The 16,093-nt window shown below is 57.9% G+C and carries 15 protein-coding genes, 1 tRNA gene and 1 pseudogene; 8 read left to right on the forward strand and 9 right to left on the reverse strand.

Translation table 11 applies throughout. The features are described from left to right. The first annotated feature begins 188 nt into the window (after positions 1-188). Both BI364_RS09670 and BI364_RS09675 read left to right on the forward strand, forming a co-directional pair. A tRNA-Ala gene (locus tag BI364_RS09670) sits at positions 189-264 on the forward strand. A gap of 598 nt (positions 265-862) precedes the next feature. Next, the gene (locus BI364_RS09675) at positions 863-1,342 is read left to right on the forward strand and encodes a DedA family protein (RefSeq protein WP_197495662.1); all 480 of its coding nucleotides are present in this window, start codon (positions 863-865) and stop codon (positions 1,340-1,342) included. A 318-nt stretch (positions 1,343-1,660) separates the two neighbouring features. Here the strand turns inward: BI364_RS09675 and BI364_RS09680 are convergent, their stop codons facing one another. The 4 genes and pseudogenes from BI364_RS09680 to BI364_RS09695 form a co-directional block, all read right to left on the reverse strand. Then, on the reverse strand, positions 1,661-2,428 hold the full coding sequence (locus tag BI364_RS09680) for an SDR family NAD(P)-dependent oxidoreductase (protein ID WP_070078554.1): 768 nt from the start codon (positions 2,426-2,428) through the stop codon (positions 1,661-1,663). A gap of 42 nt (positions 2,429-2,470) precedes the next feature. Then, a pseudogene (locus tag BI364_RS09685) lies at positions 2,471-3,723 on the reverse strand (thiolase family protein). Next, a complete protein-coding gene (locus BI364_RS09690) occupies positions 3,720-4,514 on the reverse strand; it encodes a crotonase/enoyl-CoA hydratase family protein (protein WP_070078555.1) in 795 nt (264 codons plus the stop codon). The pseudogene BI364_RS09685 and the gene BI364_RS09690 overlap by 4 nt, the downstream one beginning before the upstream one ends. A gap of 48 nt (positions 4,515-4,562) precedes the next feature. Then, a complete protein-coding gene (locus BI364_RS09695; protein ID WP_070078556.1) occupies positions 4,563-5,021 on the reverse strand; it encodes a MarR family winged helix-turn-helix transcriptional regulator in 459 nt (152 codons plus the stop codon). Between the two features lie 147 nt (positions 5,022-5,168). Here BI364_RS09695 and BI364_RS09700 point away from each other — a divergent pair, with 147 nt between their 5' ends. The 3 genes from BI364_RS09700 (at position 5,169) to BI364_RS09710 (ending at position 9,000) form a co-directional block, all read left to right on the forward strand. After that, entirely contained in the window at positions 5,169-6,254 is a 1,086-nt protein-coding gene (locus BI364_RS09700; protein WP_070077189.1) for an IS5 family transposase, read from the forward strand. A 326-nt stretch (positions 6,255-6,580) separates the two neighbouring features. Beyond that, positions 6,581-8,491 carry a feruloyl-CoA synthase gene (locus tag BI364_RS09705; protein WP_083251295.1) on the forward strand — a complete coding sequence of 637 codons (1,911 nt, stop codon included), beginning with the start codon at positions 6,581-6,583 and terminating at the stop codon, positions 8,489-8,491. Between the two features lie 104 nt (positions 8,492-8,595). Further along, on the forward strand, positions 8,596-9,000 hold the full coding sequence (locus BI364_RS09710) for a hotdog fold thioesterase (RefSeq protein ID WP_207644988.1): 405 nt from the start codon (positions 8,596-8,598) through the stop codon (positions 8,998-9,000). 23 nt (positions 9,001-9,023) lie between these two features. On the opposite strand, the gene BI364_RS09715 is transcribed toward BI364_RS09710, so the two are convergent. Together BI364_RS09715 and BI364_RS09720 are read right to left on the reverse strand one after the other, a co-directional pair. After that, positions 9,024-10,187, reverse strand: a complete 1,164-nt coding sequence (locus BI364_RS09715; protein ID WP_070078559.1) for a glycerol-3-phosphate dehydrogenase/oxidase — start codon at positions 10,185-10,187, stop codon at positions 9,024-9,026. Further along, the gene (locus BI364_RS09720; protein WP_070078560.1) at positions 10,187-10,921 is read right to left on the reverse strand and encodes a glycerophosphodiester phosphodiesterase family protein; all 735 of its coding nucleotides are present in this window, start codon (positions 10,919-10,921) and stop codon (positions 10,187-10,189) included. Before BI364_RS09720 ends, BI364_RS09715 begins: the two co-directional genes overlap by 1 nt. Positions 10,922-11,272: 351 nt before the next feature. On the opposite strand from BI364_RS09720, the gene BI364_RS09725 reads away from it, so the two are divergent. The 3 genes from BI364_RS09725 (at position 11,273) to BI364_RS09735 (ending at position 13,737) form a co-directional block, all read left to right on the forward strand. Beyond that, entirely contained in the window at positions 11,273-12,376 is a 1,104-nt protein-coding gene (locus BI364_RS09725; protein ID WP_070078561.1) for a porin, read from the forward strand. A 166-nt stretch (positions 12,377-12,542) separates the two neighbouring features. Beyond that, positions 12,543-12,932: a hypothetical protein gene (locus BI364_RS09730; RefSeq protein WP_070078562.1), complete on the forward strand. Its 390-nt coding sequence runs from the start codon at positions 12,543-12,545 to the stop codon at positions 12,930-12,932. A gap of 136 nt (positions 12,933-13,068) precedes the next feature. Beyond that, positions 13,069-13,737: a DUF502 domain-containing protein gene (locus BI364_RS09735; protein ID WP_070078563.1), complete on the forward strand. Its 669-nt coding sequence runs from the start codon at positions 13,069-13,071 to the stop codon at positions 13,735-13,737. Positions 13,738-13,746: 9 nt separating this feature from the next. Here BI364_RS09735 and ispD read toward each other — a convergent pair whose 3' ends face one another. From ispD to eno, 3 genes are read right to left on the reverse strand one after another with little or no spacing between them, the layout of a single operon-like run. Then, the gene (gene ispD / locus BI364_RS09740) at positions 13,747-14,445 is read right to left on the reverse strand and encodes a 2-C-methyl-D-erythritol 4-phosphate cytidylyltransferase (RefSeq protein ID WP_070078564.1); all 699 of its coding nucleotides are present in this window, start codon (positions 14,443-14,445) and stop codon (positions 13,747-13,749) included. Next, positions 14,442-14,789, reverse strand: coding sequence for a cell division protein FtsB (gene ftsB, locus BI364_RS09745; RefSeq protein WP_070078565.1), 348 nt, complete (start codon positions 14,787-14,789; stop codon positions 14,442-14,444). Before ftsB ends, ispD begins: the two co-directional genes overlap by 4 nt. 19 nt (positions 14,790-14,808) lie before the next feature. Then, entirely contained in the window at positions 14,809-16,086 is a 1,278-nt protein-coding gene (eno, locus tag BI364_RS09750; RefSeq protein ID WP_070078566.1) for a phosphopyruvate hydratase, read from the reverse strand. Between the last annotated feature and the right edge of the window lie 7 nt (positions 16,087-16,093).

Here is a 16,093-nt window from a genome sequence, read left to right on the forward strand (position 1 = left end):
GTTATGATTGCTTTACCGCCACGCACCACGATACGGCAGATTTACCGCTCTCTCAGCATATCGGCGGCAGACGGACCTTTCTTTAGGCAACAGATACCAACCCGCATATTCACAGTATCCGATTACGCCAAGCGCCATCACAGGGCTAGTCAGCGCACACGATTATCATTAGAATACGCGCCTCTGATGGGGCGGTAGCTCAGCTGGGAGAGCGTCGCGTTCGCAATGCGAAGGTCGGGAGTTCGATCCTCCTCCGCTCCACCAAATTTCCGATCACGCCTACAGCATAGTAGGCGAGCAACTTGGCCACGACATGAGTCGCGGCCAGATGTATGATCGTTTCAACTGACGTTTGGCGTCGGTTGCTCTCCAACACCAATCACCACACCGGCTAGCCCGTCGAACGCGATCAGCAGATCGAACCTTATATCGCTTCTCATGTACAACGCCCCAACCCGCTGAAACTCGGAGCCTAGCCGTAGACGCGCGATAGCACCAACACGGCGACCCGCTGCTCGACTACCTCATACACCCCCGCCATGCTACGTATCGGGCATCTGCCAATAGAAGTATTTACCGGTGATTGGCGTCAGATTTTCTGCGGTAGGCGTACGCGAGTGGAACAGATAAACTACACGCTGTATTTTCGGTGGTTTGTGGTGTTATTACTCAATAATCCAGCCAATGGCCGCTTGGTCCCTGGCACTCAAACACCCCACCAAATCGCACGCACCGACACAACGGCCTTGTCACATACCATTCCGCCTATCATGCCCAGACACCCATCTAACAACACATGAATGCCGTCGCCAATTTCTTTCTAGAATATATTCAACCGCTTATAAAGGATGTCGCCCCCATCTTGCATGAGTACGGACTGGTCGCTCTGGTCGGCATTCTATTCATCGAGAATATGGGGTTGGTGTTTGCGCCGGGCGAATCGATGGTGGTCGCCGCAGGTTTTCTGGCCGGTCGCGGCGTATTACCGGTCTGGCCATCCGCTACCGCAGCGATCATCGCGACCACGCTAGGCAGTTATCTCGCCTGGTGGCTGGGCGATCGTTATGGTCATCCGCTTGTGATACGTTATGGCCGTTATATCGGCATTACGGCGCCCCGCTGGGAAAAAGCACATCAGTTTTTCAACCGATTCGGCCCGGTCGTCGTCGCCGGCGGGCGGTTTATCGTGCCCCTGCGTCAGCTTCAGGGTTACGTCGCCGGTAGCGCAGAAATGCGCTTTCGTTCGTTCGCCCTGTGGAGTTCGCTCGGTGCGATTATGTGGGTGATCTGCTGGGGTGGCATCGCCTTCTGGCTGGCTGACCAGATGCCCATCGGGCATTGACCGGCACGCACATACCTTAAAACCTGAGAACGTCGACCTAGGCTCCTTGGGTACAGATACCAAGCCGCGCACGCCCACAGATGAAAGGCTTCGCCCTACTGCCGTCCATGCGCACCAGAAGGCGGTCTGCACGGATTTGGCAGCCTATGCGCCGTTTCCAAACCTATGCCCACAGCGACGTCGCCAGCAACACGCCCCCGAGTCCTTGCAATATCCCAGTCCTTTTCATGCGCCCCCTGCCTGATGGGGACCCGATGGCAAGCAATTCAGGTGATCGGATCGCGACGCAATAACTGCCGCCATCGCACGTCAACATTCTCAGCGCATCGGCAAGCGCAGCGCGCCATCGAGGCGGATCACCTCTCCATTGAGCGCGACATTGCCGATGCAATGCATCACCAGATCGGCGAATTCATCAGGTCGCCCCAGGCGCCTCGGGAAAGGCATCGCCGCCGCCAGTGCGTGGCGTGTCTCGGGTGTCAGACTATCCAGTAGAGGCGTATCGAACAGCCCAGGTGCGAATGACAGCACGCGGATGCCGAACTGCGCCAACTCGCGCGCAGCCGGCAAGGTCATGGCAGCGATCGCACCCTTGGTCGCGGCATAGGCCACCTGCCCGATCTGTCCATCGTAAGCCGCAATCGACGAAGTCAGTATGATGATGCCGCGCTCGCCATCCCGGCCCAGGGGTTCAAGCGTAGACATCTCATCTGCGGCCAGACGTAGCAGATTAAACGTGCTGAGCAGATTGTCGTTCACGATCTGGAGAAAATTGGCCATCGGCATCGGCCCCTCGCGGGTCACGAGCCGTGCTGCGCCGGCGATGCCTGCACAAGCAACGACGATACGAGCCGGGCCCTGACGGTCATGCGCCTCCGCCAGCGCACCGGCAAGCGCGTCTTCGTGCGCCACGTCACAGGCCACGCCCATGATATCCGGCCGCACCTTTGCCAGACGCGCCAAGGCCTCGCGGTCGCGATCAAATACCGCAACACGTGCCCCGCACGCACGCAAATGCTGTGCCGTGGCCAATCCCAGTCCAGAGGCGCCACCGCTGACAATCGCGGCCTGCCCGTCAATCTCCATATGCCCTCCTGACCCATCTCCCCAGGCACAAATGATCGGGCTTTATGACTCCGCTGACCATGCCCCGGTACATTCGAGCAGGAGAGCAATGCCCTGGCCGCCACCGATACAGGCCGAGACGATACCGAAACGCCCCCCGCAACGGGCAAGCTCGCGGGCACAGTGCATCGCCAGGCGGAGGCCGGTTGCCGCGAGTGGATGCCCAAACGCAATCGCACCGCCATTGACGTTCAGGCGCGATTCGTCAATCCCCAGTGCATGCACACAGGCCAACACCTGAGCAGCGAAGGCTTCGTTGATTTCGACACGGTCGATGTCTCCGACCTTCAAACCGTACGCGGCGAGCAGGCGATGGATCGCGGCCACAGGGCCAATACCCATTTCGCGCGGTGCGACGCCTACGATCGCTGCTGCGACCAGCCGCGCAAGTGGCCGCCTCCCGGCCCCTGCTGTATCGCGCCCGCCGGTCACCAGTGCTGCAGCCGCGCCATCGCAAATTCCGGCGCTATTGCCTGCCGTTTGCACGCCACCAAAGACCGGTTTGAGCGTCCCCAGTATTTCCACCGGGGAATGCCGGGGATGGCTGTCGCAATCCACACTGATCGCGCCGCGCAGGCGCAGATGACGGGGCACGAGGTCGCCACACTCGAAATCCTCGTCTTGCAGGCTCACCATTTCATCATCGAGGAATCCCGCTTCCCGCGCATCCAGTGCACGCATGAAGCTGCGGGCTGCATAAATATCGACGGCGCGGCGATCGATGTCGTATTGCTTCGCTAGGCATTCGGCCGTACCCCCCATATCGAGATCGCAGGCAGTATCGCGCAATGCCTCCCAGAGGAAATCGCGACACTCCGTACTGCCGATTTCATCCCTGCGATGGGTGTAACTCGTCATCGGATTACGGCTCATCGATTCGGCGCCCACGCACAACACTGTACGCGCGCGTCCCAGTTCGATGGCGTCTGCAGCCTGCACAAGCAGCTCCAGCCCGGTGCCGCAGGCACGTTGTGCCATCAGCGCCGGGACTTCAACCGGCACCCCGCGTACAAGCCGATATGGCGTGGCATCATGTAGGTGTCGTAGCTTGCTTGCGCCATATTGCCCACGATGACGGCATCGACTGTCTCCGGGGAAATTCGGCTACATTCGAACAGGCCTCGTGCGGCCTTAATGCCCAGATCCGTCGGCGAAATCTCGCTCAGAGCACCTCGATAATCGACAAAGGGCGTGCGCACGGCCACCTGCAACCATGCGTCAGTCCAGGCCGCGTAGAGACCACCCGAGGCACTCATGATGGGCCTGCCTTCTTCGCCCGCCCAGACAGAAAGTCCTGCAGGCGCAGCTTGGCCTCGTCATCGCCCTGTGCGATTGCCGCCATCAGGGACTCAAGGAGGTAGCCGGCGGCGTCATCGGCTCGGGCGATGCGCGGTAAGGCCTGCAGCACCGCGTAGTTGCTCAGCGGTGCATTGCATGCCACACGCGCCGCCAGCGCGAAGGCCTGATCCAGCCCTTCGCCGGGGGGCAACAAATATTGCGACAGACCGAACTGCTGCCCTTCCTTGGCCGAGAGTACTCGACCAGTCAACAGCATGTCGGTCATTCTCGCCACGCCGATCAGCCGCGGAATCCGAACCGCACCGCCGCCGCCCACGAAGATCCCCCTGAGCCCCTCAGGCAAGGCGTAATACGCCGATGTTTCGGCCACTCTCAGATGCGCGGCGCTGGCCAGCTCCAGTCCACCGCCGACAACCGCGCCCTGCATCACCGCGATCACGGGTACCGGGGCGTTTTCCACGGCATCAAAGGCACGTTGCCACAGACGCGAATGGGCAATGCCTTCACCCACCGACATTTCCACCGCTTCGTTCAAATCCAGCCCCGCACAGAAATGCGCGCCTTCGCCGCTGAGCACTATGGCCCTGATGCTCTCTGGCAAATCATCCATCGTCTGTAGGAGTGCTCGAATTGTCGTGAGATCGAGCGCATTACGCTTGTCCGGCCTTTCCAGCCGGAGCCATGCGATCGTGTCGCGTAGCTCGACTTTAAGTCCGGTTGCAACGACAGCGCCTGCCTGTTCATTCATGATCGAGTCTCATTCGGACACCAGCGCGAATCGAAGGTATCGATGCGCTCACCCGATCTTGTGCAGCAATGTAATCAGGGTCTCGCGCTCATCGGCGCTCAAGCGGGATGTCAGGTTCATTTCGTGTCGGTCGATGTACCCCAGCGCATCGTGCAGCGTCTTTTTGCCCTTGGGCGTCAGACGTAGCTCGTTCTGGCGCCGATCCACAGCCGAGCGTACCCGACGAATGAGGCCGCGCTCAGTCAAACGGTCGAGCGTGGCCACCAGTGTGGATTTATCCACACCAATACCGTAACTCAGCGTCTGCTGCGTCAATGCGGGATTACGGTCGATCAGGATCAGCACGCCTACCTGCCCCGGCGTCAAACCAGGTGCATCTTGACCCGTCATGAATCCCTGATAGGCTGCGATCTGGGCCTTGCGGAGCCGATAACCTACCAGATCCGTCAGTGGTCCAAAATCGAGTTCGCGTGTGATGTCTTGGATGCTGTTCGGTGTTTTTGCCATAAGCCGTTAACAGTTGAATTATGATCGCATGCTCGATTGTGCCTTGCATACGTAGGTTACGGTAACTGCCTTACCTTTAACAGGCTGTTGAAAAACTCCCCAGATTGTCGAAGATGGGGTCTCGGATAAATAAGGACGATAGCGAAGATGCGAGGAGCTGATATTCAGCAGGACGGGCTGTTCAGCACGGTGAGTCCGGAGCAACGAGTGCCGAAGGATCACCCACTTCGGCCGATCCGGCAGATGGCCGATGAGGCGCTTGCGGCATTGGATGGCGACTTCGATGCGCTTTACGCAGGACTGGGGCGCGACTCGATCCCACCGGAGAAGCTGCTGCGGGCCCAGCTGCTGATGGTGCTGTACTCGATTCGAAGCGAACGCCAGCTGATGGAGCAGCTCGACTACAACCTGCTATTTCGCTGGTTCGTGGGCTTTTCGATGGATGACAAGGTCTGGCACCACTCGACGTTCACCAAGAACCGCGATCGGTTGCTTGAGGGCGAAGTGGCGCACCGCTTTTTTGCCCAGGTGCTCAAGCAGGCCCGGGGTGCGGATCTGCTGTCCAGGGAGCATTTCAGCGTCGACGGCACCCTGATCGAGGCCCTGGCTTCGCTCAAGAGCTATCGGCCGAAGGATGAAGACGAACCGCCGACGCAGGGCGGCGGCCGCAACCCCTCGGTGGACTTCCGCGGTGAGCGCCGCACGCGCGACACCCATGCCTCGAAGACCGACCCGCAGGCCTTTCTCTTTCGCAAGAGCCAAGGCACGACCGCCAAGCTCAGCTACATGGGCCATCTGCTGATGGAGAACCGCCACGGCCTGGTGGTCGATGCGCGGGTCAGTCAGGCGACGGGCCGGGCCGAACGGGAGGTGGGTGCCGAGATGGTCGAAGCGCTCACAGGCACGCATCGGGTGACCGTGGGCGCGGACAAGAACTACGACACACGGGGCTTCGTGCGGCGGCTTCGCGAGGCGAACGCCACGCCACACGTTGCGCAGAACGACACCCGGCGTACGTCGGCGATCGATGGACGTACCACGGCACATCCTGGCTACCGCAGCAGCCAGACGATCCGCAAGCGGATCGAGGAATGCTTTGGGTGGGCGAAGACGATCGGTGGGCTGCGCAAGAGCCGGTTTGTAGGTCCCGAGAAGCTCGACTTTCAGTTCGTGCTGACGATGGCCGCCTACAACCTGGTTCGGATGCGCAATCTGGGGGTGGCGGCATGTTGAGGGCTGTCATTCGAGGGATTACTGCGTCCGAAACACCGATTTCCAGAACCATTGACCCAACAATTGGCGTAATTCATCCGTATCGGCATTTGCAGACGATCTTTCGCGCCCAAAATGCCGAGAAATCGCGGCCAATTTCAACAGCCTGTTAAAAATCCGAGCATTCCGCCTGGCTTTTGGTTTGACATGCCAACATTGTTGCCGGAATATTCTACAGCACTCACATCATCTGGAAGGTAGTCTTTCAAGGTTTCAGGGTAGCGCGCCAATCATCGCAACCCGACTTTCCCATCCGCGGATGCAGTGCAGTGACACAGAGGCCGCCCATGAACATTCCTCCTTATCGACCGGTTCGGCTGGCGGACTACCGACTTATCCTCGACAGTCGAGAGGATGGCACACACTACCTTCGGAACGAAATTCCGTTAGGTCCCTACCCCACATGCATCACCGAACGCTTGACCGAATGGGCCTCGCGCGCACCGGAACGCCTCTTTTTGGTCGATCGCGACACCGACGAGCAATGGCGTGGTGTGACCTATCGCGAAGCCCTGTCGATGGCGCGCCGACTTGGCCAGGCGCTGCTCGACCGAGGTCTGTCCCCCGAACGCCCGCTCGTGATCCTATCCGGCAACGACCTTGAGCATGGATTGCTGGCCCTCGCCGCTCAGCATGTCGGGATTCCATTCGCACCGCTGGCACCGGCCTACTCGCTGAACTCGCCGGATTACGCCAAACTCCGTCACGCACTCTCGCTGCTCACGCCAGGCATGGTCTATTTCAGCGATGGCGCCGCCTACCGCCACGTGCTCGATCTACTCGACCAACTCCCTGAACCCTGCGAGCGTGTGTGTCGGCAGCACCCACCGCCCGGCCAGTGCGTACGACTGTTCTCCGAGCTGGCGGCGACCACCCCGACCTCGGCCGTGGAGACCGCCCATGCCGCTATCAATGGCGACACGATCGCCAAATTCCTATTCACCTCCGGTTCCACCGGTTGGCCCAAGGCTGTCATCAATACCCAGCGTATGCTTTGCAGCAATCAGCAGATGAAACTGCAATCCTGGCCATGTATGACGGATGAGCCGCCCGTGCTAGTCGACTGGCTGCCATGGAGCCACACATTCGGCGGCAATCACAACTTCGGGCTCGTGCTCTACAACGGTGGGACGCTGTATATCGACGACGGCAGCCCCACCCCCAAAGGCATCGGGCGTACTCTGCGCAATCTTCGTGAGATTGCACCGACGCTCTATTTCAATGTACCCAGGGGTTACGAATTACTTATTCCTTCGCTGATGCGCGACCAGACACTGAGCGCGCGCTTCTTCGAACGATTGAGGATGTGCTTCTACGCCGGCGCCCACCTCAGACAACACACCTGGGAGGCATGGGATCACTTGGGCACCGCCCATTGCGGCTCGCGTATACTCATGATGACGGGGCTGGGCGCGACCGAAACCGCACCCTTCGCACTCTGTGCCAACCGCGACAGCCGTCAATCCGGGCTGGTCGGTCTGCCCGTACCCGGGGTTGAGCTCAAGCTCGCACCATGTCAGCAAAAACTAGAGGCGCGCATACGCGGCCCGAATGTCACGCCAGGTTATTGGCGCCAACCCGGCCTCTCGGTCGATGCCTTCGATGATGAGGGTTTCTATCGACTCGGCGACGCTTTGCGCTTTCTCGATCCCCTGCGGCCACAAGCTGGCTTGCTATTCGACGGACGTGTTGCCGAAGATTTCAAGCTCGTGACGGGCACTTGGGTGAGTGTCGGTCCCTTGAGAGCGAAACTCGTCGAGGCCGGGGCCCCACATATCAGGGAGGCGGTCATCACCGGACAAGATCAAAACACGATCGGCGCACTGATTTTCCCGGACATCGATGCCTGCCGCCAGCTGGCAGGCGCCACACCATCCACCGACAAAGATCACATATTGGCTCACCCGCGCGTGCGGGAACGCTTCGCCGGCATCCTTGAACAGCTTGCCAGCTCGGCAACCGGGAGCTCGACCCGCCTAACCCGGCTGTTGCTCGTCTCTGATCCACTCTCGCCTGCGCACAATGAACTCACCGACAAGGGCACGGTCAATCAACGGGCTGTACTCGAACGACGCCGCGAACTGGTCGAAGCGCTCTACGGTGCAAACGAATCCGCGTATCGCATCACCCTGAACAACCGACATACGACGCCCTCAACGGACACCTGTGCCGTTCACCATAGCTACTCAACAACATGACACGCAACGACGCAACGTGTCTCAGCCCCGCACCCTCGCCGCCTGAGCGAATCTGGAAACAGGACTCGGACCTGTCCGCAATCGCGGCCCTAGCATACGGCAGCATGAGTGCACACTTGGGCATTCGATTTATCGAAATCGGCCCGAATTTCCTGCGTGCCAGCATGCAGGTCGACCACCGCACGCGCCAACCTTTCGGGCGCCTACACGGTGGCGCCTCATGCGTATTGACCGAAGAAATCGGCAGCATGGCCTCATGGCTGTGCCTGGAAGATCCCGCCGTAGAAGCCGCCGTCGGCATACAGATCAGCGCAAACCACCTGCGCGGCAAACAGGCCGGACAGGTGATCGCCACTGCACGCCCACTGCATCTTGGACGTTCGACGCACGTCTGGGATGTACAGATCGAAGACGAGGAATATCGCCCAATTTGTATATCCCGACTGACTCTGGCAATTATTCGTCGGACCAGCACAGAGGGCATAACCGAAATCTGTTCACAAACCTGAGCACGATTAGTTTGTCGGAGACTTCATTGCGCCCGAAGACTAAGCCGACGCGTGTCGCCTCTTGCCATGCGTTCGGGCAGTTCGAGTTTATTCATAATACGTTCGGCGGTAGCCCGATACGCCGTCAATTTTCCACCAAGTACACTGAGCACGCGCGGCTTGTGCTTCCGGTCGGTCAAGAACAATGTCTCTCGTGGACGACGATTCGGATCGCCGCCCGAAGGCAGTACGCGCAGCCCGGCAAAGGCATTCGTCATCTGCGGTATTTCACCGGGGAAATAACGTCGATAGGTATCAAGCAGATAATCGACTTCGCCGGCCGTGGGCTTGATACATGTGGGATCGCCGTTAAAGACACGCTCTGTCGTACCGATCAGCGTCTGCCCTTGCCAAGGCATGATGAAGACCGGACGTCCGTCGCTTGCTTCAACATAGTAAATACCGACATCAAGCCGCCGATCGAGTATCACATGCGTACCCGCCACAAGCTCAACCGGCACTATGGATTGGGCTGGCATCACCCTATCCAGCACACGCAACGCCCAAGGCCCTGCAGCATTGACCAGCGCACGTGCTCGACAGTGAAATTCCCCTGCGTCCGTTTGAAATGTCACCTCGACACCAGCCGGATTCAATTCGATACACTCGGCCGTATGTGAAAGCCTCAATTCGGCGCCAAGTTCGATCGCAGAAGTCATCACCGCACGTGTCAATGCAGCGTCATCGGCCTGCCCATCGTAATAGCGCAGCACGGCACGTAGACCGTCTGTGCGCAGCCCATCCAAGCCATCCCAGGCACTTCGGGGCAATCCGTTAAAATGTGAATCCGCACGCAAGCCATTGAGCAACGCGTAAGCAGCCAACCCAGCCTTGAGCATGAATACTCCATGCCGCGCGCCTTCATACACCGGGATGTGAAAAGCCTTCAAACTCACCAAATCCGGTGCATTTTTAAGTAACAATGCGCGCTCACGCAGGCATTCACGCACCAGCGAAAACTGCCTCGTTTCCAAATACCGGAGGCCACCATGAATCAATTTACTGGAACGAGAGGAAGTGCCTTGCGCCAGCATATCGTACTGCTCGAAAAGTGCGACGGAATGACCTGCGGCAGCCGCCGCCTGTGCCACGCCGGCACCCTGAATACCACCCCCGATCACAATCAGATCATATTGTTCCACAGACATCAGTTTCTCATGGCATCAAGCATGAAACCCAAGCGGTCCGTTTCATAATCAAAAACATCTAATTTTTCAAGATAAATGACGTCATCAGGATGATTCACGCCATATATCACCCAGCGCCATGACCCCGACCATACCGAATGGGAAGAGGACTCCAGTGCGTGTAGCGAGGCGAATACGTAGTCAGGCCCCAATGCACGCAGACGACTTTCATCCCAAGCCTCATCCTCCGACAACACCCAACCGATCTTCCAACCCAAGCGCACTCTTGCTTGACGAATGATTTCATCATCGAAGGATATCAATGTCCATGAAAATTCAGCTCGGCACATGACTTCACTCAAGGACTTTAGCACTCGTGCCCAACCGTGACGCACGATACTCTCCTCTTTGATTTCGACAAAAATTTCTGGGTATTCATGTTGATTAAACAAGTTGATTGCATCAATCAACATTGGCAAACAAACACTTGAATATTGCTCGCCAAACCGTGCTGGCTCATGTGCGGAGATCCTCTCAAGCTGCGCCTTCGTCGAATCCAGAATGCTCCCAGAAATACCGCAGCATCTATCCAGATAGTCATCATGGCTGATTACCGCTTCACCATCTGCGGCAATCTGAACATCGAATTCAATGCCGTCCGCACCCAGCTTCAACGCAGATGCAAACCCGGCCAAGGTATTCTCAGGAAAAAACTCACGATCTCCACGATGGGCGATGAAACGGTATTTTTTCATGATGCGTCCTCAAGGCATACGAGACAACTTTATTCCATTGATATTTTTTTAATATAAACAGACGACATTAATGCTCTGCCAACATGGTCATAAAAACCTTCTCTCCCTTGCCCAAAGGGCGCGCAACATACCAAACCCCATCGACATCAAGAACATCTCAACAAAAAATCCACAAAACATTGATGTCCAGGTCGCCACCCCAACCAGCCGTCAATCAAGCATATGAATTTTTCGTTTAAATATCGCTTTGTTAGCCGCACGCGATTGATAAGAAAATAGAATCATCTGTATAAGTGCGGCCACCCAATATGGGTATTTCATCGACATTAAACTTCTAAGGGGTCAACGCACATGAAAAAGACGGTTATTGCAACCGCACTTAGCCTCCTGGCAGCCACACCTATCGCTGCGCAAGCTGCCAATGCCACATTGTATGGTCGGGTCTGGCTCGAAATGTACAACGCCGGCAAAACCAGCGCCACGGGCAACTCGTCGACCTATTTCGGTGACGACTCGAGCAACATCGGTGTCAAGGGTAGCGAAAAAATCAACGACTCCGTCACCGGCTACTACAAAATTGAGGCCGGATACAATGCCATGAATGCCAGCGCCAACGTTAGTGCCTACCATACCCCCAGCCCCGGCTTCTATACCCGCTTCGGCTACTTGGGCGTCAAGGGCAGCGACTACGGCAGCGTCACAATCGGGCGTCAGGTTGATTACTACTACTCGCTCATAGAAGACGCAACCTACGTGACCGACGTGGTTGCAGCCCCGATCAATCCGATTAACGCCAACGGCTATACCTACCGTGTCGATGCAATCAACTACCTTAGCCCGAACATGGGTGGTTTCCAATTGGGTGTGGCCTACGTCGGGGCCGGAACCGACAGCCAAGGTCAGCAGCAGGGGATGATCCAGATCGGTGCCAAGTACGCTTTCGGCGCCGGCGGCTATGTGAGCGCGGCCTTCATGTCCATTCCCAAGGACAATGTGGGCAGCAATACGGGTTGGTATCTGTCTTCACTCGGCGCAACGCGACTGGGCGATGCCAAGAACATGGCGGGTATCGCGGCCGGTTACAAATTCGGCGCCTTTGGTGTGGACGCCAACTTTCAGCGCCTGAGCCCGCGCGCGGATGGCCCAAGTCAGCTCGGCAACGTCACGGGCACTGCGGGCAGCGTCACAAGCGCCGTGCAGACTATCGCGCTGCAGGGCTCGTATGATGTGGGCAACAATTACACCTTCGTCCAGTATAGCCAGGCCAAGTGGGCCGCTGTCAGCAACAAAACAGCTAATCGAGTGACCCTGGGGCTGAACCATCACTTCAGCAAGCAATTCAGCGCGTCAGGCGAGCTCGAACTGAATAACCGCTACGCCAACAGCAAGTTGGTGGATAGCGTTAGTGCCAAGGCCAATACGGTGGTTGCCATCGGTATGCGTTACAACTTCTGATCACCCCTCATTTCGTAGCAAAAACAGCGGCTCGCGGTTGGTAGACAGCCATCGCGAGCTGCTTGCGAAGACAGCACAAAGACAAAGCTGTCAAGGCCCTTGAAGCCTATGCTAGACTTTTCTTATGAGACGAGGCAGGGCATGCCTCCGTATATGGGGGGGCGCAATGGCACGCGAATACATCAAAGGCAACAACGGGATCGAAATCACGCCCGAACGTCAGCAAAAGATCGACGATATTCTGCAAGGCGTCGATCTCTCCATCGATCAGCGTGGCAGTGCGACGCTGTTACCTGCCGAATTTTGGGCGGAGCACACGCAGCCACCACAACCCATCTATATCAACTTGAGCACCAGTGATGGTCAAGTCTTCACTCTGGTCAGCACGCATGAAATTGCACCACAAACCACGGGACGCATACGCTGGACTCGACGGGATGGCAGCACGGGCGTGACGACATACGGGACCGTTAGCCACACGCGGCACGGCAACCGGCAGGAGGATGGACGTTACCACCGTTTCGTCTCCAGATTCATCGCCGCAGAGCCGCTTTAGCACTGGTGTAATGCTATCAATGCGTTCGGCAACGTATATCCATCCTTCACGCACCCACGGCTTCCCAGGATAGGCAGCGACGTCCTGTGCGTCGGAATCGTCAAACTCAGGAAACACATACGCATCGGAATCATGCATGGCTGACACCGGCAGTGGATTCACGCAACGGGTCCAACGCTACCTGATCACGGGTGTTCTCACAGCCATACCACTATGGATCACATGGCTGGTATTCGACTTCATCTTCGCGCAACTCTCTGGATTCGGCATTCCCTGGATTCGAGCCCTAACGGACACGCTGGTTGATGGCACGCCTGCATCCCGCGTCTGGCTTTATCCATGGGTGCAGTCGTTATTGGCGATTGTTCTAACGCTCCTCGCGCTCTATCTGCTTGGCTGGGCCAGCACGCGCATTGTGGGGCGAAAATTGCTCAACCTCGTAGACCGACTCATGAGCCACATCCCGATGGCACATGCAATATACGGCTCGACCAAAAAATTGCTCGCGGCCTTGCAGCAGAAACCAGAAAACGTCCAACGCGTTGTACTGATCAATTTTCCATCACCAGAAATGCGCTCGGTGGGCTTAGTGACCCGCACGCTCATAGATGCCGATACCGGGCGCGAACTGGCCGCCGTCTATGTCCCCACAACGCCAAATCCGACTTCAGGCTATCTGGAAATCGTGCCCGTTGAGGATTTAATACCGACCGACTGGAGCATGGACGAGGCGATGAGTTTTATCATTTCAGGCGGCGCTGTGGCGCCAGAGAATATACGCTTCACGAAACGCCCACTGGATTGATTGAATCCGTCAACAATTGAGACCCGACAAAAGAAACTCCGCGAGTGGCAGATCCTCCGGACGCGTGATCTTCAAGTTGTCAGAATGACCTTCCACAACGCACGGCACATGGCCTGCGAGTTCCATTGCAGAGGCTTCATCCGTAACCGGATGGCCAAACGTAAATGCTTGATCCAACGCTTCAGCCAGCATCGCCAGGCGAAACATCTGCGGCGTCTGTGCAAGCCAAAGCCCCTCGCGCACCACGGTATCGGCAATCACACCCTCTGCAGACACGCGTTTGAGCGTATCCCGCACCGGGATTGCCAGAATCCCGCCAATCGGGTGCTCGTGCAATGTATCAAGCAGATTGTCGAGATCGCTAGCGCGCAGGCAAGGCCTCGCCGCATCGTGCACCAACACCCAATCATCCGGCGCGGCTAGTTGCGCCAGTTCACGAAGGGCATTGCGTACCGATACGGCCCGCTCTGGCCCACCCGCCACACAACGTATCGAAGACTTGCCAAGAAACTCAAGCGCCGGCCAATAAGAATCGTCGGGTGCCAAGGCTACGATAATGCCAGCAATATCCTGGCGAGACATGAAATGCGACAAGCTATGTTCGAGCACGCTCCGCCCGAGCAGGGGCAAATACTGTTTCGGTAACGCGGCGCGCATCCGCTGGCCGGTACCCGCAGCGGGAATGATCACCCAGCAACGCGTATTCACTGCTTGTTTGGCCCGCTCGACTGAGACGGCTCAGTCACGGCCGCATCGGGTGGCGTCCTGGCAGGCGCTACATATTGATAAAAAGTATCACCCTGTTGAATCATGCCCAAGCGGCTACGTGCCAATTCTTCCACCGCAGCCGTCCCCTGCTTGAGGGCGACAACCTCTGCGGCAAGTGCAGCATTACTATCCTTCAGCTTGGCATTTTCCGCGCTCTGCGCAGCCAGTTCCTGACGTAAACGATGGATATCACTCAGGCTGCCTTCGCCCAGCCAGAGCTTGTACTGCAACAGGATCAACATAGCCACCAGGGCCGTGATCAGCAGCTTGCTCCCCGTACTCATGGGATTCTCAGCGCGGGGATTAGCGCTTGAAGGCGTCCCGGCCAGGATAGCTTGCCTGCAGGCCGAGTTCCTCTTCGATGCGGATCAGGCGATTGTACTTAGCCACCCGGTCTGAACGAGACAGTGAACCAGTTTTGATCTGCCCGGTTTGCATACCGACTGCGAGATCCGCAATGGTAGTGTCCTCGGTCTCGCCCGAACGATGCGAAACAACGGCGCTGTATCCAGCCGTGTTTGCCATGCGGATTGCCTCAATGGTCTCGGTCAGGGTGCCGATCTGGTTGACCTTGATCAGGATCGAATTGGCCACGCCGGCCTCGATACCACGAGACAGGATTTCAGTGTTGGTGACGAAAAGATCGTCGCCAACGAGCTGAACGCGTCCACCCAGCGATGCCGTCAAGATACCCCATCCGGCCCAATCGTCCTCTGCCATCCCGTCCTCGATCGACAAGATTGGGTACTGGTCGACCCAAGCGGCCAGATATTCGGCGAAGCCGGTGGCATCATAATGGCGCCCCTCGGAGGCGAGCACGTACTGCCCATCCTTGTAGAATTCGGAGCTGGCCGCATCGATGGCGAGTGCCACGTCGTCGCCTGGGCGGAAACCCGCCAGACCAATCGCCTCCAGAATCACATGGATGGCCGCTTCGTTTGAAGGCAGATTGGGCGCGAAACCACCCTCGTCGCCAACCGCCGTCGCCATCCCCTGCTTTTTGAGTACCGACTTGAGTGCGTGGAACACTTCGGCACCATATCGCACGGCCTCCGTCAGCGAGGATGCCCCCACGGGTACGATCATGAATTCCTGCAGGTCAATGCTGTTGTCCGCATGCGCTCCACCGTTGATAATATTCATCATCGGTACCGGCATGGTCATCGCCCCATTCCCTCCCAGATGGCGATACAAGGGCAAACCGGCCTCGCTTGCAGCGGCCTTTGCCAGTGCCATGGAAACGGCAAGAATTGCGTTGGCGCCCAGGCGTGCCTTGGTCGGCGTGCCGTCAAGCTCGATCAATCGGCGGTCGATGGAAACCTGTTCTCGCCCATCCAACCCGAGGAGGTCCTCGCGGATCTCACCATTGACATGCTCGACCGCCTTGAGCACACCCTTGCCGCCATAGCGCTTCGCATCGCCGTCACGCAGCTCGACCGCCTCACGCGTACCGGTCGAAGCACCTGAGGGTACCGCCGCGCGGCCGAAGGCGCCGCTGGCCAGGCGTACATCCGCCTCTACGGTCGGGTTACCGCGTGAATCAAGCAGTTCGCGCGCGTGGACGTCGACAATCTCGGACATGGACGTA

The organism is Acidihalobacter yilgarnensis (assembly GCF_001753245.1).
Lineage (GTDB): Bacteria > Pseudomonadota > Gammaproteobacteria > DSM-5130 > Acidihalobacteraceae > Acidihalobacter > Acidihalobacter yilgarnensis.

Bases quoted from the DNA above. Each gene is read 5' to 3' on its own strand.
- BI364_RS09705 (WP_083251295.1), top strand. From the start codon at position 6,581: ATGAACATTCCTCCTTATCGACCGGTTCGGCTGGCGGACTACCGACTT.
- eno (WP_070078566.1), bottom strand. From the start codon at position 16,086: ATGTCCGAGATTGTCGACGTCCACGCGCGCGAACTGCTTGATTCACGC.
- ftsB (WP_070078565.1), bottom strand. From the start codon at position 14,789: ATGAGTACGGGGAGCAAGCTGCTGATCACGGCCCTGGTGGCTATGTTG.
- BI364_RS09695 (WP_070078556.1), bottom strand. From the start codon at position 5,021: ATGGCAAAAACACCGAACAGCATCCAAGACATCACACGCGAACTCGAT.
- BI364_RS09735 (WP_070078563.1), top strand. From the start codon at position 13,069: ATGGCTGACACCGGCAGTGGATTCACGCAACGGGTCCAACGCTACCTG.
- BI364_RS09700 (WP_070077189.1), top strand. From the start codon at position 5,169: ATGCGAGGAGCTGATATTCAGCAGGACGGGCTGTTCAGCACGGTGAGT.
- BI364_RS09690 (WP_070078555.1), bottom strand. From the start codon at position 4,514: ATGAATGAACAGGCAGGCGCTGTCGTTGCAACCGGACTTAAAGTCGAG.
- BI364_RS09730 (WP_070078562.1), top strand. From the start codon at position 12,543: ATGGCACGCGAATACATCAAAGGCAACAACGGGATCGAAATCACGCCC.
- BI364_RS09720 (WP_070078560.1), bottom strand. From the start codon at position 10,921: ATGAAAAAATACCGTTTCATCGCCCATCGTGGAGATCGTGAGTTTTTT.
- BI364_RS09725 (WP_070078561.1), top strand. From the start codon at position 11,273: ATGAAAAAGACGGTTATTGCAACCGCACTTAGCCTCCTGGCAGCCACA.
- BI364_RS09710 (WP_207644988.1), top strand. From the start codon at position 8,596: ATGAGTGCACACTTGGGCATTCGATTTATCGAAATCGGCCCGAATTTC.
- BI364_RS09715 (WP_070078559.1), bottom strand. From the start codon at position 10,187: ATGTCTGTGGAACAATATGATCTGATTGTGATCGGGGGTGGTATTCAG.
- BI364_RS09680 (WP_070078554.1), bottom strand. From the start codon at position 2,428: ATGGAGATTGACGGGCAGGCCGCGATTGTCAGCGGTGGCGCCTCTGGA.